The organism is Pseudoalteromonas luteoviolacea (genome assembly GCF_018100925.1).
In the GTDB taxonomy this organism is placed as follows: Bacteria; Pseudomonadota; Gammaproteobacteria; order Enterobacterales; family Alteromonadaceae; genus Pseudoalteromonas; species Pseudoalteromonas obscura.
The window spans coordinates 486140-502050 of sequence record NZ_JAGJEH010000004.1 but is presented as its reverse complement, the minus strand read 5'-3'; the positions used below and the strand labels follow the sequence as shown (position 1 = coordinate 502050).

At 41.2% G+C, this 15911-nt stretch carries 14 protein-coding genes and 1 pseudogene; 7 read left to right on the top strand and 8 right to left on the bottom strand.

Translation table 11 applies throughout. From position 1 onward, the window contains the following. Window position 1 precedes the first annotated feature (1 nt). Both J8M00_RS11265 and J8M00_RS11260 read left to right on the top strand, forming a co-directional pair. Window positions 2-1477, top strand: a complete 1476-nt coding sequence (locus tag J8M00_RS11265; RefSeq protein WP_211010331.1) for a cytochrome P450 — start codon at window positions 2-4, stop codon at window positions 1475-1477. A 106-nt stretch (window positions 1478-1583) separates the two neighbouring features. Continuing rightward, complete coding sequence (locus tag J8M00_RS11260; protein WP_211010330.1) at window positions 1584-1961, top strand: hypothetical protein; 378 nt, start codon at window positions 1584-1586, stop codon at window positions 1959-1961. A gap of 553 nt (window positions 1962-2514) precedes the next feature. Here J8M00_RS11260 and J8M00_RS28450 read toward each other — a convergent pair. Further along, window positions 2515-3639, bottom strand: a pseudogene (locus tag J8M00_RS28450) (methyl-accepting chemotaxis protein); the annotation flags it as partial. 592 nt (window positions 3640-4231) lie between these two features. On the opposite strand from J8M00_RS28450, the gene J8M00_RS11250 reads away from it, so the two are divergent. Then, window positions 4232-6157, top strand: coding sequence for an alpha/beta hydrolase family protein (locus J8M00_RS11250; RefSeq protein ID WP_211010328.1), 1926 nt, complete (start codon window positions 4232-4234; stop codon window positions 6155-6157). Window positions 6158-6241: 84 nt separating this feature from the next. Here the strand turns inward: J8M00_RS11250 and J8M00_RS11245 are convergent, their stop codons facing one another. From J8M00_RS11245 to J8M00_RS28275, 5 genes are all read right to left on the bottom strand, one after another. Further along, a complete protein-coding gene (locus J8M00_RS11245; RefSeq protein WP_211010327.1) occupies window positions 6242-6451 on the bottom strand; it encodes a hypothetical protein in 210 nt (69 codons plus the stop codon). An 11-nt stretch (window positions 6452-6462) separates the two neighbouring features. Beyond that, window positions 6463-7128, bottom strand: coding sequence for a DUF2589 domain-containing protein (locus tag J8M00_RS11240; RefSeq protein ID WP_211010326.1), 666 nt, complete (start codon window positions 7126-7128; stop codon window positions 6463-6465). 23 nt (window positions 7129-7151) lie between these two features. Continuing rightward, window positions 7152-7646 (bottom strand): DUF2589 domain-containing protein, encoded by a 495-nt coding sequence (locus J8M00_RS11235; RefSeq protein ID WP_211010325.1) that lies wholly within the window; start codon window positions 7644-7646, stop codon window positions 7152-7154. A gap of 71 nt (window positions 7647-7717) precedes the next feature. Next, a complete protein-coding gene (locus J8M00_RS11230) occupies window positions 7718-8365 on the bottom strand; it encodes a DUF2589 domain-containing protein (protein ID WP_211010324.1) in 648 nt (215 codons plus the stop codon). A 242-nt stretch (window positions 8366-8607) separates the two neighbouring features. Further along, window positions 8608-9504, bottom strand: coding sequence for a LysR substrate-binding domain-containing protein (locus J8M00_RS28275; protein WP_211010323.1), 897 nt, complete (start codon window positions 9502-9504; stop codon window positions 8608-8610). A gap of 156 nt (window positions 9505-9660) precedes the next feature. Here J8M00_RS28275 and J8M00_RS11220 point away from each other — a divergent pair, with 156 nt between their 5' ends. Both J8M00_RS11220 and J8M00_RS11215 read left to right on the top strand, forming a co-directional pair. Further along, window positions 9661-10422, top strand: a complete 762-nt coding sequence (locus J8M00_RS11220; RefSeq protein ID WP_211010322.1) for an isocitrate lyase/PEP mutase family protein — start codon at window positions 9661-9663, stop codon at window positions 10420-10422. Between the two features lie 164 nt (window positions 10423-10586). Beyond that, complete coding sequence (locus tag J8M00_RS11215) at window positions 10587-11087, top strand: hypothetical protein (protein WP_211010321.1); 501 nt, start codon at window positions 10587-10589, stop codon at window positions 11085-11087. 324 nt (window positions 11088-11411) lie between these two features. Here J8M00_RS11215 and J8M00_RS11210 read toward each other — a convergent pair whose 3' ends face one another. Then, complete coding sequence (locus J8M00_RS11210) at window positions 11412-11831, bottom strand: hypothetical protein (RefSeq protein WP_211010320.1); 420 nt, start codon at window positions 11829-11831, stop codon at window positions 11412-11414. A gap of 637 nt (window positions 11832-12468) precedes the next feature. Between J8M00_RS11210 and J8M00_RS11205 the strand changes: the two genes are divergently transcribed. Beyond that, window positions 12469-14100 carry a DUF342 domain-containing protein gene (locus tag J8M00_RS11205; RefSeq protein ID WP_211010319.1) on the top strand — a complete coding sequence of 544 codons (1632 nt, stop codon included), beginning with the start codon at window positions 12469-12471 and terminating at the stop codon, window positions 14098-14100. A gap of 50 nt (window positions 14101-14150) precedes the next feature. Here J8M00_RS11205 and rnt read toward each other — a convergent pair whose 3' ends face one another. Then, window positions 14151-14816 (bottom strand): ribonuclease T, encoded by a 666-nt coding sequence (gene rnt, locus J8M00_RS11200; RefSeq protein ID WP_211010318.1) that lies wholly within the window; start codon window positions 14814-14816, stop codon window positions 14151-14153. 243 nt (window positions 14817-15059) lie between these two features. Here rnt and J8M00_RS11195 point away from each other — a divergent pair, with 243 nt between their 5' ends. Next, window positions 15060-15902, top strand: a complete 843-nt coding sequence (locus J8M00_RS11195; RefSeq protein ID WP_211010380.1) for a flagellar protein MotY — start codon at window positions 15060-15062, stop codon at window positions 15900-15902. The last annotated feature ends 9 nt before the right edge of the window (window positions 15903-15911 follow it).

Below are 15911 nucleotides of genomic sequence, written 5' to 3'. Positions count from 1 at the left end.
AATGAAAAACACCGATACAGCAGAAGCTTTACCACAAAGCAAATTAAATTTAGACGAATTAACTCCGACAATTCCGCACATTGCATTTGACAGTGAGGACGGCCAGCAGTTTTTTTGGGGTGAAGATTTTCACCTAATTATCGAATCTCTATCGAAAAAGTATGGAGATATCTACTCTGTAGAAACAGCCAAAGGCCCAATTGTGGCACTGAATGGTTATCAATATGTACGCGAAGCTTTGGTCGCTCAAAACGATGTATTTAATGTTCGAGCGGACTATGAAATTTTGCAAATCGCGCCACAAAAGCACTTTTTAGAGTTAGAAGCCGGAGAGCAGTGGCAGGTCCACCGAAAGGTGTTTGCAAATGCAATGCGCGAGTATTTTTCAACCCGTTGGGATCAAATCGAAACTTGGATGACCACAGAAATCAACGACATTGCGGCGGTGTGGAAAGGCCAAGGAGATGTATCATTTGACCCCAATCGAGAGGTGTCATTAAAGCTCGCCAGTTTTTTACATAAAGTCATGTTTGATGATCGATTTGGTGAGTTTGAAGTGAGTATTTTCGATGAAAAGAGCTTGAGCTGGCTACCGAATGGCTTTATAAACAGCACGCGTCATGAATTAATGCCAACAGATTTACAAGAAAAATATTATCAACAATATGGAGATGCCATTGAGAAGTTTAGTTCTAACCTAAATGGTCTAGATCAATATGTTTCATTCAATGTAAATCGCCGTAAAGAAGACTATGTGCCAGGGGAGTACCGTGATTTATGTGATTATTTATTCGCAGCAAATGACAGTGTCGATGATGCGACCAAAGCTGGCTTAAATATAGGTGAAAAAGAAATAGTCGTAGGGTCTTTAACTCAAGTAGCGGGTGCTGGTGGTGGGGTTGGAGCATTCGCGATGCGCTGGGCTTTATTATATCTTGCAGCTTTCCCTGAGTATCAAGCGCGCGTGCAAAAGGAATTGGATGAAGTTGTTGGGGATGATGAGGTTCCATTGAATAAGCACAAGGGCGACTTGCCTTATACGCAGGCATTTATCGCTGAGGTGCTGCGCCACTGCTCTATTACGTCTATGCCAGCAGCGAATTATGCAACCAGTAAAGATACTTTGCTAGACGGTTATTTTATTCCTGAAGGGACACCACTTGTGATTAATAATTACAGTATTACGCGTGACGAAACATTGTGGGAAAACCCAGACGAATTTATCCCGGAGCGTTTTTTAGATGACAATGGTGAATTGAGTAAAAAGCAACAGGGCAAGGCATTTCCGTTTGGTTTAGGTCAGCGTCGTTGTTTGGGTGAGCTATTTGGTAAGTATATTATTCACACTTTATTTGCTCAGTTGGCACATAAGTTTGAGTTTTCTATACCCGAAGGTAAACAGGCAAATCTGAAAGCAATTTCTGGCGTATTTTTAGTGCCGGAAGAGGTTGAGATTAAAGTGAAAGCGAGGTTTTAGCCCGATATAAAATGCAAAGCCATCATTTTAAAGATGGTTTTGCATGTAAACTGAAAATATTTTAAAATAAAAAATCTTAATTAATATAACTGGTAGTAAAATTTTTATGGTTCGATTTTTTATTTATGCTTTATTATCTCTCTCTTTCATTGCTGCTTCTAACGCATACAGTGCTGATAAGTGGCTGGTAAATGTTAAAGTTGCTGAGTTGAGTGCGGGATATAAAGAGGGTTATTTATTGGTTTCTTTTGAAACTGAGGGGGGAAGCAGCGCTTTCTCTAACCCTAAAAATTGTGGGAGAACCAGTGGTAACTTTTTCATCGTTGACCCAAATAATACGAATGTTGATTATATATACTCGATGCTACTAGCGGCAAAAACTGCGCAGCGGACAGTGAGCGTGGCGGTTGATGCAAATCATTGTGGTACAAGTGGTTATGAGCATGGTCAAAGTCGCCCATCGATAGCCCGCGCTAAGCTGTAAGGACAGTAGGATATCCAGTACTTTCAGTTTTATTCCGATAAATAAACGCTCAATATTTTTAATTATTTTAAAATTAGTTGAATAAGTGTTTCTTGAGGAGATTTCAGAATGTCTGGATATTCTTACAATAATGAAATTAGCAATATAGTTAGTCAAGGGAGTAGATGTTTGTATATTGCTCAACGAGGACTTTGATAAAAAAGGGAAGGTGTTTTTAGCTGCGGGGATGAAGCTAGCTAATAGCCTTTGTTGCTGAATCTATATTTCTTATTTAATGGGATATCAATAGTGAAAGCTAATATCCACAATTAGTAGGTGTAAGTGCAGCAGGCATCAAAGCTGTTCGCATAGATTATACTAAAAACTCGAGATGCGCATATTAGGCAAAAGCGATTCAAAGCGAAGCATATGAGCAAATCATTGAACTGAAATTCTTGTTAGATTAGACAATGAGACTTTTTCACTTAACAGCGCACAAAGAGCACGTCTAATTTAAATTAGCGACCGTATTTACAATACTGTCAACTTGCTGATTAATTTCATTAATTTTTGTGTTGAGCTCTTCAATTAACTCGACGCCTGAAGCCACTTGTATGGCGCTTTTTCGCATCGAAGCGGATGCCTCGGTTGAATGAGTCAGGTTTTCTTTTACGACATCGGCGATTTCTGTCGTTGAACTGCTCGTCCTCGCTGCCAGTTGACGTACTTCATCGGCGACAACCGCAAACCCTCGGCCTTGCTCACCAGCTCGTGCAGCCTCTATCGCTGCATTTAGCGCCAGCAAATTCGTTTGCTCTGCAATTGCACTGATAGTTGATACAATGTTATTGATTTGGTCTGACTGCTTATTCAGCGCCTCAATTTTGGTGAGGGCAGTGCCCATATCGTCGCTAAGTAATTGCATTAGGTCTATCGCGCCTGAAACAGATTTTGAGCCATGTTGAGCGGCCTTATCAGCTAGGCTAGAGGCTTGACCAACTTTTTCTTGTGCTTGGCGAGTACCTACAATACGGTCCGTTATATCGGAGGCAAATTTAGTCACTTTTATCACTTTCCCGCTTTTATCTATGATTGGGTTGTAACTGGCCTCTAACCACAATTCGTGTCCGTGTTTATTCTTACGCTCAACTTGACCACTAAAATAGTGTCCATTAATCAACTGGCTCCACAGGGCGCTATATTCAGAAGACCGCACAATATGCTCGGGACAAAACATGCGGTGATGTTGTCCTTTAATTTCATCTAGGCGGTAGCCTGTCGCTGCCAAAAAGTTATCATTCGCGGATAAGACATTGCCTGAAATATCAAATTCAATAACAGCCATTGAGCGGTATAAGGCATCAATGAGGTTTTGTTGTGATACGGCGGTATATTCACGTTTTGTCACATCCGATGCAAATTTAATGATTTTGAACAGTTGCCCACTAGCATCAAAAACAGGGTTATAACTGGCTTCAAGCCACAGTTGTTTACCCGACTTCGTGAAACGCTCAATTGTACCGGAGAAAAACTCACCTCGGTTTAAGCTATTCCATAGCGCTTTATAATCAGCAGTGTTTGTATATTGCTTATCGCAGAAAATTCGGTGGTGTTTACCTATTAACTCGCTTAAGTCATATTCCATAACTTTGAGAAAGTTATCGTTAGCTGTAATGATCTTGCCGTCAGGAGTGAACTCAATAATAGCAGTAGAGCGGCCGACAGAAAAAAGTGTTTGCTCTAGAGCTTGTCGATTTTGTTTCTCAGTAGCAAGGGCTTGTTGAAGTGCTTTTCTCTCTTTTCCAATACTAAACATTGATGTTCGTAAACCTTTTGATGATTGTTCAGGATTGGCGAATTATTGTGATGTGGCTTTAAAAGTCAATATTTGAGGCTGAATTTCATCATTAAGTACGACTTCTAAATGGTTATTGAGTAGGGAGGTTAGTTAAAATCAATAAAAAACAAAGGTTTGCTATTTTTTGGAAGGAAGGCTGTCACTAATTCAAAGTTATTTTGGTAGTGGCTGCATTCTATATTTTTTAAACTTGCCATTAATAATTCTGTGTTTAATTTATTCTTAATGGTGCGTTTATTTGGTTGTTAGTTAGCGTTTGATGAGGAGGCGGATCCAAACGATATTAGGATTAGTGAAAGCTGGATTGGTTACAAAGATGTTTTATTTTTGTGTTTTTATTGTTGTGTTTGGTGCATTTTAAGAAAAGTTGTAGCAAGCTAATTTAATGTGTTTAATAATTCCTGTTTGAGTATAAAAAAACAATAGGAATATAATGCGTCAGCTGCTCTGGATCTTCATCGCTACAATAATTACAACGCTTCACTTCGGTGTGGTAGCTAGTATACAGCCAACCCTACCTATTGAAGCTCATGCGAGTTTACCGAACGTAAGTCAATTTAACCTTTCTCCAAATGGCTCTAAATATGCCTATGTAGTAAATCGTGGCGGAGAACTAATTTTAGTCATACAAGAAGCGACAACCGGCAAAGTTTATCCTGTGACGAAAACCGACAACCTGAATGCCAAACTTAATTGGTTCGACTGGGTTAATGAGGACATTTTATTATTGGGTGTCTCATACACCGAAAGGCAAGGGCTTATAAGGTATACGCGCACCGAGTTATTAAGCTATGACTTAACGCAAAAGAAAAAGGGCACACAAGCAGTTATTCGACCGAAAAGAGGGCAGAATAATTCTCAATTTAAAGACAATGTGATCAGTATGCTGCCTGATGACCCAGATCACGTGTTGGTTTCTATTGACCTTAAACAGCGAAACCGCCCAGGTGTTTACAAACTGAATGTAAAGAAGCGGCGTTTGAAACGGGTAATGAGCTTTAAAGCGCATGTGGTTGATTGGATAGCTGATCAACAAGGCAATGTAAGGATTTCGTATCATCTGGATGATACTCGTGTATTTTATCGTTTATTAGATACAAAAACGAATAAATGGAAAACAATATTCGATTATGAAGTATTCTCAAAAGACAAGGTCGGTGTGCTTGGGTTTGATATAGATCCAAATACGATTTATATAAAAGCCATTCATAAAGATAAAGAGTCTATTTTTAAGGTCGATATAACCGACCCTACGCTTTCTCGTGAATTGGTGTTTCACGATCCAAACTATGATGCTGACGGTTCTTTAGTTTACTCTCCAAAAACAGGGGCTGTCGCAGGGTACTCTCATTCAAACATAGACAATGTTATTCACTATTGGGATAAAGAATTACAGACGCTACAAACCGCTATTTCGCAGGTGTTACCGGATGCAACCAATATCATCACTGACATGGATAACCAAGGGAATAGTTATATAGTATATAGTGAATCCAGCAAGGATCCTGGCAGTTATTTATTAGGAAATAGAAAAAACAACTCGATTTACTATTTAGCTCAGGTATACCCGAAAATAAATGAGAATACTTATTTGGGTAAGCAGCGGGTAGAGTATGTAGCAAGAGATGGTATCAAAATAGAAGCTTATATAACCGTACCGCAAGGATACGATTCAGGGAAACGCTATCCCGCATTAGTACTACCACATGGTGGCCCAACAGCACGTGATTATCAAAGCTACGACTATTGGTCCGAATTTTTTGCTTCTCACGGCTATATTGTGTTTCAACCCAACTTCAGAGGCTCCTATGGTTATGGCTTCGAGTTTGCGCAAGCTGCGATCGGAGGTTGGGGAAAAGCCATGCAGGACGATTTAGACGACGCAGCCAAGTGGCTGATTGAAGAGGGTTATACTGATAAGAGTCAAATGTGTATTGCCGGAGGTAGCTACGGTGGCTACGCAGCAATCATGGCGCTAATTAAACATCCAGATACATTTAAGTGTGCGGCCAGTTTTGCAGGTGTCACAGATTTAGCATCTATATATTCACAGGCTAGATACTTTACTAGCAAAGAAGTGATCCGTAAGCAATTAGGACAAGACCGCGATAAATTGGAAAACGTATCTCCGATTAATTTTGCTAACTTGGTGTCCAAGCCGATACTTTTGATCCACGGTAGCGAGGATTCAGTTGTACCTGTAAAGCACAGTCAAAAAATGGCAAGGGCACTAAAGAAACACAACCAAGATGTGACTTACATAGAGCTTGAAGATGGCGATCACCATTTGAGTTATCAGCCCCACCGTGTTGCTACACTTAAAGCCATGTTGGCGTTTTTTGATAAACAGCTTAAATAGCCAATGTGTATTTAGCGATAATAGATAGCACTATGCCAAACACGTGAATGTTGTTTGGCATGTGCGCTTTGTGTGGTTGTTATATTACCCGGCTTGAGATGATGCGGTATTTCGAATTTGTTCAAATTTACTGAATGCGTCGGATACCACTTCTTTGTCTGTCGCAGTTAAGGCGATGGAAACATCACAATGACTGTTAGAACATGAAAATGACTGGCCAGTGAGTAGTAGGTTTGACTCAAAGTAAATTGGCGCGCCGCATTCAGGGCAGTCTAATTTTGATTTTATGCTCATTGTTGAATTCCTTACTGTTTGCTTGGTAATGGCATCATGTTTTTTGAGAATATTTCTAATATGGTGGTGATACCGTTTGGTAATGGCAGTTGGCCAGCTTCCAAAGTCACTTCGTAGCTAGCATGGGCTGCGCTGGATTGTTGCTCTCCTTGCGCAGACTTGGCTAGAGAGCCGTGCAATTCGGTCTCAAAGTCATGTGCTTGTTGTGGTTTTGAGCTCGGTTCACTGTTTTGTTTTTTGCCATGAGTGCTTCTTTGCCGTCGCCCCTGCATGGTTGTTCTGCGGCTTTTTGATGGCACGTCTTTTTGCTCACGATCTTCCTTTTTTTTAATTTCGCGTGAGCTTTTAACTTCCATGTTAAAAGAGACCTTTAGCTTTTCGATGGCCAGCGAATTAATCGGGATCAACGTCATTAATGGGATTGAAATGTCCATTTTTATTGGTTGTGTACTAATGCTGCCATCTTTTTCTATTACAGAACGAGACAATGTAAAATTAACCATCTTTGGCACAAGCTGATTGCCACTATCATTACTTTTTTCAAAACACGTTGTTAAAATAAACTGGGTTTGTGCATTGGCTATCATTGCGTTGGCATCAGTTGCTGCTTTTAACGGTGCACCAATGAGCGCTTTCATTGGCAGCCCTGAAAACTGGGAGGCAATGTTGGTGTTCATGCTAAATCCTTCTATGTTTTATTTTAGCCTGGGATTTGAGCTCGAAGAGCACGTTCATAACCTTCAATGAGTTTTTTTAACCCCTCTGGTGGCTCATTTCCTGTGAGTGTGATTTCAAGGTGTGCATTAGCTGTATTTTCTCCACGGCTTTGGCCTATGATTTTATCTCGAAGGCCTGCCTTGGTCGTATTTTTGGCAAATGCCACTAAAAGTTGATCTTGCTCGTTTGTGCTAATTTCCAGATCAGTAGAAAACTTAACTTCAGTTATTCTGGGGGATGAAATTGGTACTAATGCCAGCAGAGGAACCTCTGCATCAACCGTATCAATACCATTTTCGGTTCTGCTCGGAAATTGCATCGTGCAGGTTTTAGGAGAGTAACTTGGTGGCAATCCTTGTTCATTTTGGTGTTCATCAAAAAAGCGCTTTACAAAGTCAATGGTTTCACCTTCAACGGATTTAGCTGCATCCTTTACCCCTTTGTGAATGGCTTTCATCAGCGATTGAAATTCGATCATGGTGGTCTCTTCTTATTAGTATTTGCAGAGGAAGTAATGTGCTTCCTCTGATGAGTGTTTAAAGTCAGACGCTATTGTTCTTTTTCTATAATAGGGTCAATGTTTTTAGTGAACGCGTTGATAATGGTTGTAACCCCCGTAGGCAAAGGGAGCTGTCCGGCGTGCACGTCGACTTCATATTTTGCTTTGTTTGACGCTTCGTAGTGCTCTTTTTGCTTGGAGGTTGATTTACTGCTGTGCGACACTGAGCCGTGCACTTCCACAGAAAACAAGCCTGCATTATATTTTGCGGTAATATCGGCTTTTGCAGCTGTTTCTTGCTCGCTGCTTTTTTCATTGTCTTTGGACGTTGAGCTAGAGACTTCCATCTCAAAGTGAATTTTGACGTCATCCACGGCTAAGGAGTTGAGCGGAATAAGAGTCAGTAATGGCAGTTTTAAGGTGATAGTGGCATCTTTTCCATCAGTTCCATCTGCTTTGATCACCGGGCGACTAAGCGCAAATTCGACCATTATCGGCGTAAGTTTACTATTGCTGCCAGATGCAGGAGGGTTACCACCGCCACCGCCGCCGTTTTCAAAACATGTACTAAGCATAAATTGGGTTTGGGTACGTGCCATCATACCATTTGCATCTGTTGCGGCCTTAAGCGGTCCCCCAATTAAAGATTTCATTGGTAGACCACTAAACTGCTGGGCCATAGAGACGAGTCCTGCCATATATTTTCTCCTGATATTTGAGATCTCAAAACAGTGTCTGCTCAAAACATGTCTAGGACACATTAAATTGAGCTGTGCCTGCAATGCATGTTTGTTTGGCTATGATAAATAAGGCGGACTAATTGCTATTGGGGATTTAACGGGAAAAAGCGGGGGATTTTATGGGGTGTAACATTAAAGGCAAGCGACATTTACAGGTTTTGTCGATAGGAATGGGGCCATTGGCCACAAACCTAAACAGCTTAACCTTTAGTTATTTCATTTTTTACCCAGTCAGTAAAGACCTTCAGCCGCGCAAGTCTTGGGGAGTTTGAATCATAAACAAAGTATCGTTTGACGGTGTTTGGATGTGCAAGTTTATAGGGAATTACCAGCGTACCATTGTCGAGCTGTTGTTGGCATAAATAAGGGACTGCAAGTGTAACACCGTGACCGCTCGCGACAGCACTGATTGCCATATCCGTCGAGTTAACCTTAGTCCACAGCGTATGGGACTCCACGCCCGACACTCCGGCAGCCTTAAACCAAGTAGGCCAGTCGTAAGGCCCTGGGTTTTCTAAAGTCACTATATGTTGTGATAGCAAGTTTTCGGGTGAGTTCAAATTAAGCTGCTGCGCAAATTGGTTTGAACAAATGGGATAGACCGCAGATTCGCCGAAGTAGTCACAAACTAAATTGTTCGGGGTATTTTGCTCCACAGACTGACCAAACCGGATAGCTAAATCTAGGTGGTTTTGCTTTAAGTCAACAAAGCTTGCCGAAGATGAGATAGTGATTTGGATATTCGGATATTGCTCTGTAAAGGATTGAAGCCTTGGCATCAACCATAGGGCGATGAAAGCTTGAGTTGAAGTGATGGTCAATTCACCATCGACCTCTTCATTTTGTAGCTGGTTGACTCCTTGATTCAATATAGCTAACCCCTTTTGCGCGTATTCGAAAAGAGACTGGCCGGATTGGCTGAGCTGCATCTGCTTGCCTTTACGGATAAACAATCGAGTACCGAGAGTAGACTCGAGCTGACGCATTTGTTGGCTGACAGCAGCTTGAGAAATACAGAGCTCTTTTGCCGCTAGACTATAGCTGTTATGTCTGGCTGCACATTCGAAAGTGACTAGAAGATTAATGTTTTTAAACACAAGCACACAATTTATTCTTAATATCTTCTTAGTATTATAAGCAATGCTTATATTAAAAGTCGATTTTCATCGTTGGCCTTTTTACTGCCTGGTTGCAAGAATACATTTATCGCAACAAACCGTAATTACTAAACCAAATAATAAAAAGGAACGATAATGAATGAATTTTATGCGCTGCACCAACAGGCTACGCCACTTCTATTGGCAAACGTTTGGGATGCTCCCAGCGCAAAATGTGCTGAGCAAGCTGGTTATCAAGCAATGGGAACATCGAGTGCAGCATTGGCAGCTGTGCTTGGCTATGAAGATGGTGAGAACATCCCTTTTGAAGAGCTTTTGTTTGTCGTAAAGCGGATCACTGCATCGAGTCTTCTACCGCTAAGCGTAGATATCGAGTCAGGATTTAGTAAAGATCCACGAGTGATCACCGATCATATTCAGCAGCTTGCGGAGCTGGGTGTTGTGGGTATCAATATAGAAGATAGCCGTGTACAGAACACGCGCAGCTTGTGTGACAAAGATGAGTTTGCAGACTTATTAACACAAGTTTGCGCACAATTAGCAGCGCGCGATGTGCATATTTTTATTAATGTTCGCTGTGATGTATTTCTACTAGGTGTTGAAAATGCAGTAGAAGAGGCCTGTATCAGAGCTCACAGCTACCAAATGGCTGGTGCAAATGGATTGTTTTTCCCGTGTATCACTGCTGAACAAGATATAAGCAAAGTTACTCGCTCAACGTCACTGCCCATCAATGTGATGGCGATGCCGGAGTTACCAAGTGTGGCCAAACTGACAGAGTTGGGAGTTAAGCGGATCAGCACTGGTAACTTTGCACATATGGCTGTTTACGAGCGGCTAACTGCAACATTGACACAGATTAAAGCACAAGGCAGTTGCACGTCACTTTTTGAGTAAATATCAACGCTGATGTATTGTTGTCGACTTCTATATAGGGAAGGAGTCGATACCAGCTGATGTTTTAGGATGTTGAAAAGCTCGCATCATCAATGGTAAATATAGATGAACTAGGTCTAGCAATAGATCAAGTTTAAAAAACAACTATAACAAAGGAGTACGTCATGCGGTTTATGTTTATGATTTCTTTAGTCTGTTTAGCGTTTGGCAGTGTTGCGAGCAATACACCCCAGAGCGTGGTGAATTCACTATTTCAAGCCATGTCACATGAGCCACAGAAAAAACCGGATATAGACATACTGAAACAGCTCTTTCATCCCGAGGCAAAAGTATTTGGCGTGCATTTAAAAAAGGGAATGCCTAGCCTGATGAGCCTGTCAGGGCAAGAATTTATAAAGCTACTTGATAAAGCGTCTGAAAAGGGGTTTTACGAATGTGAAATTGTGCGTAAGGTTCAAACCTATGATAGGTTTTCTCATGTTTACAGTGTTGCTGAATCTCGTTTTAACAAAGGCCAGAAGCATCCTGACTTTACAGGCGTAAATAGCATTCAACTCTATAAAGCGGATCAGAAATGGCAAATAATGTCGTTGTATTATCAAGTTGAAAACCCAGATAAAGCGATTGAACTAGAAAGTGGGAAGAGCGGGGTTTGTCTAAATTAACTCAAACTAAACGGCTGTTTAAAAACGTACCTGAATTACTAGCAAAATTGCCGTAAAAGTGAGAACCAATATTTTGAATAAGCTGCCATTATTAATTCGTGAGAGGCTAGTTAAACATACTGCCTCTTCTATTGATATTATTTGGATTGCGCTCGTTGTTTTATTCCCTCTTCAATATGTCGTTACAGCCCAAAAGTGACAGGCAGCCAATTTAAATTCAGCGCCAAAGGTTACTTTATTGTGTCGCTAAATTCACTCCAATAGAGACTATTTATATTCCATATTTGAAGCTACAGGTGCTTGTTTTAACTGCGAGCAAGGTTCTCAATGAGTGATAATTCTTACCCTGCAAAAATCTTGATCACAAGGAGAAGTAGCAAACAATACATTTGATCCATGTTTGAATGTGGAGCGACTGAGGGCTTTAAATACACTACTCCCGGGTATAATTGCGCACAATGCGCCATTTAATATTTTCCATGCACAAATATTTGACGCTTCCGGGCTTTTAGAGCGCGTGATTTTGACGACCTTAGACGCGAGCGAAAAGTCCATGTAACTGCTATGAGAACCAACCAGTTTGTAATAAAACGCCTGTTCATCTCTGGCACAGGGGGTTAATTCAAATTTAGCCGCATTGTTGATATGGCCATTGCCATAAAAAACACCCGATAAATCATCGTTCACGGTTACATAGCCAAAACTTTGACCATGAGTAGCTAATTCCAATATTTGTGTTTTCATACCTGTCTCCCTGCAATTGTCTAGGTCAAGCATAGTCGTTTAGCATCAGTGGCAATTACGGAATATAGACGCGTAAGTAAGCCATGAATTTTACTTTTTTGAATGAATTTTAGTCAGCAAATATTACACCAATTATTGAAAACGCCTGTGAGGAATAGAGTTGAGTATGAGTAATTGGTGCTCATCTGAGTTTTCTAAGTAAGCGGTAGTACGCCCAATAAAGAGGTCTGTGCTCTGAGAAGTAGGAAAGTTTTTATTTTTTGGCGTAAAAAATGCATAAAATTTCACGGTTATTTTAACTAATGAATAAATGAATTGAATTGGAATTTACGTAGTTTTCAATAAAATATCGCAATAAATGGAATAAATATTTCACTTCATTGTCGATATTCAAGCCTGACTAAAGCTAATGATAAAGTCTCATATTGCGAATTTTACTAAAGAAATCACGCATTTTTCCGATAAATTTAGTAATAATAGCAACTTGTGTAATTTAAGCGCCAAGAGCGTTTACAATCATTCATAATTTGCCTAGAAAGTGGCCAATTTAAACTTAACATTGTGAGAGCGATGTGCTGAAATGGCGAGAGCTGCATAAAAAAAAGTAAAATATGCAATAGTATTTAGGAAGGAAGTGATGTCTTTGTTTCAATTTGATGAGGAGTCTGGGTATGTTTCTTTAAAGGAACATCCTGCGCACACGGGGTTTCCCGCTAGTGCTGCACAGCTAGTTGAAATGCTGGAGCAGTCTTCTTATGCCGACTTTGATGTCATTCATGCCAATATTGGTCAATTATTTTCTCCCTCTGATGATAGAGAGAAGGATTTGTTAATTGTTGCTAGGGCAGTTGACGCTTCAATTTCTATTCGTGTTGAAGAAAACAATATGCTTGCGGAAGCGCGTTTAACAACCGCGAGAGGCGGTAAGTTAATAACGATTGATGAAGCGAGAGATGCATTGACCGATGCGGGCGTGGTTAAGGGGATCAATGAAAGGGCGCTAGACACCTTTTTGGGGCAGCAGTTTGAGCAATCTCCAGGGAGTGTGTATTCAGGGATCGTAGCTCATGGTGTCCGTGCAAAAGACGGCACAGATGCCAGATTTGTAAGGTTATGCATGACAGCGCAAGACCGCATACTTAGCCCACAGGAAAAGTCTGGTGGCAAAGTAGATATGCGTGACTTAGGTGCCATTATCACCGTCAAACCGGGCAGTCCGCTAATGAAGCGAGTCCCTCCTACTCCAGGAGAGAAAGGCTTTTCAGTGTTTGGTGATGTATTAGAGCCTAAACCGGGCAAAGATTTCACATTGCAGGTTTCTGAAGGCACAAAAATTAGCCCAGAAGACCCTAATTTGTTAATCGCTGACGCTAAAGGTGTGCCTGTAGCGGTTCCTCGAGGGATGCGAGTTGATGATGTTTTATGCTACGACAACGTAGATGTCACAACCGGCCATATTGAATTCGATGGTAGTGTCGTTGTTAGCGGTGATGTTAAAGATGGCATGAAAATTAAAGCCTCAGGTGACATAACTGTCATTGGTTTTGTTGAGTCAGCGCACTTAGAAAGTGACAGTGCGGTGACTGTTATGTTAGGTGCGATTGGCAGAAAACGCCTCGATGGAGAAGATTTTTCTTGCATTATTAAAGCCAAGCGGACTATTTCTGTGGGTTACGGGCAATATTGCCATATAGAATCTGAACAAGATTTATTTATCGAGCGTCAGGCGCTGCATTGTGATTTGAAATCTAAGCGTTTGATCCGAGTTGGTAAGGGAGACACGCCGCGTGGCAAACTTATAGGCGGCAACGTTTATAATGCGATGCGTATTGAAGCAGGTGAAGTTGGCGCGCCCTCAGGCACTAGAACAAGAATTGTCCTTGCTCAAGACTGGTATGATTTAAAGAAAAAAGAAAAAGAGTTTAAAGAGCTTGATAAATTGTTGTCGGATAAAATTTTGGCAGTTAAGCGAGCCCAAGTAAAAGCGAAAAAAACGCCTGCGTCAGATAAGCGCGATAACTATTTGAAAAAGCTTGCTGTTACAGAACAGCGTTTAGATGCGCATTACAAACGCAACGTTCGAAATTGTAAACTAGTGGCACAGAAGCTACTTCGATTGGTTAAATTGAGCCGAGTTAAAGTAAATGAGCTGATGCATCCGGGTATAGAACTGACAATCGCAAAGGATAGTCGTTCTTTTTCAAGGATCTACCCACCTCATTCAGTTAAATTAGACGCTGGAAAAATAACGCAAGAGTTCCAGAATTGAAAAAAGCAGCTTAGGCTGCTTTTTTTAGCTGTGTAATTTCCAAGCTTCAACTAGCTTTGTTCTTCTTGGTCACTACCTTGGTCTATTTGAGGTAGCGGCCACCCACCAAGTGCCTGCCATTTGTTTACGATGTAACAAAATAGTTCGGCTGTGCGTTCTGTATCGTAAAGTGCTGAGTGTGCTTGGGAGTTGTCAAATTCAATACCTGCCGCGCGACATGCTTTGGCCAGCACAGTTTGCCCTAGTGCAAGGCCAGACAATGAGGTGGTATCAAAGCTAACAAACGGATGAAAAGGTGTGCGCTTGATATTGTTTCGTTCGATAGCTGCGTTTAAAAAGCCATGATCAAATGCCGCGTTATGTGCAACGATGACAGAGCGCTGACAACCAGCGTCTTTTTGCGCTTTTCTAACTGCTTTGCAAATTTCTTTGATTGCTTCGCACTCTTCAACTGCACCACGTAGCTCTGAAAATGGATCTATTCCGTTAAACTCAATTGCAGATTGCTCAATATTGGCGCCTTCAAATGGTGCAACATGGAAGTGAATTGTGTTATCAATGCTGAGCTCACCGTTATCGTCCATTTTTAACAAGCTGACCGCTATTTCCAATAGGGCATCTGTTTCTTTATTGAACCCTGCGGTCTCAACATCTATTACAACTGGGAAAAAGCCTCTGAAGCGTTTTGCGAATAGGGTTTGCTCTTGTTCTGCCATGATAAACTTGGATTTCTAAAATGAGGCGCCTATTATACTGATCATGAGATAAGATGCTAATTGGGATCGACGGATCCTTAATATATTTTTAGTGGAGTCGACTTATTGGCACAAAGATTCGGTATGTTTATTGCTTATTTGTAAGTTGAATCAGAATGAAGGCACAAAAATAAAGTCTGTTTTTGGCTTAATAGACTTGGAGTGAGAAAAGTGAAGCTATATTTCAATACGTTAGCGGTCGTCATGACGCTTGTGTTAGCTACCAGTGCAAATGGTGCGATGCGGCAGTATAGTGCCACTGTCGATGACTCTAAATGGATGGTTGATAGGACGACTCGATTATCTTGCACACTCTCTCACATGGTTCCCTACTATGGAGAAGCTGTATTTAGTGCAACGGCCAGTAAAAATAAAGATCTCACTTTCAATCTTGATATGGTGATCCGACCGGAAGATTACGATTTTGCAGGCCTTGAATCGGTGCCGCCAAGCTGGCGGGCAGGTCTACCAGCTCGCTCAATGGGGAAAATGGCATTACTTAAAAAGTTTGATGGTGAGCTATCGAACCCCGTTGCTTGGGAAATGCTGACAGAGTTGGAAAAAGGTTATCAGCCTACTTTTTATTATCAAGATTGGCACAATAAGCAAGATCAAATTTCCGTCGCTTTGTCCTCGGTCAACTTCAAGAAATCTTATTGGGACTTTTTGCAGTGCAGAGACAACCTATTACCTTATAGCTTCGAAGACATTGCTTTTGTGGTGATGAATTACCGTAAAAACTCAAGTGATTTAACCAGCTCTTCGCGCAAACGCCTCGATATGATTGGAGAGTATTTGAATAATGATCCAGATATTGACTCAATTTATATATCTGCCTATTCAGACAGCTACGGCGGAACCAATGTAAACTTAAACCTTTCGAAAAAGCGTGCCATGGCAATTAAAGAGTACATGGCGAGCAAAGGCGTGCCAGCCGAGAAAATCATGACAGAAGGCTTTGGTGAAAAGCGCCATGTTGCAGTTAATACAACTCCAATTGGCCGAGAGGCCAACCGACGTGTGATCATTCAAATCTCCAAGCCCTGATAGCGCGGG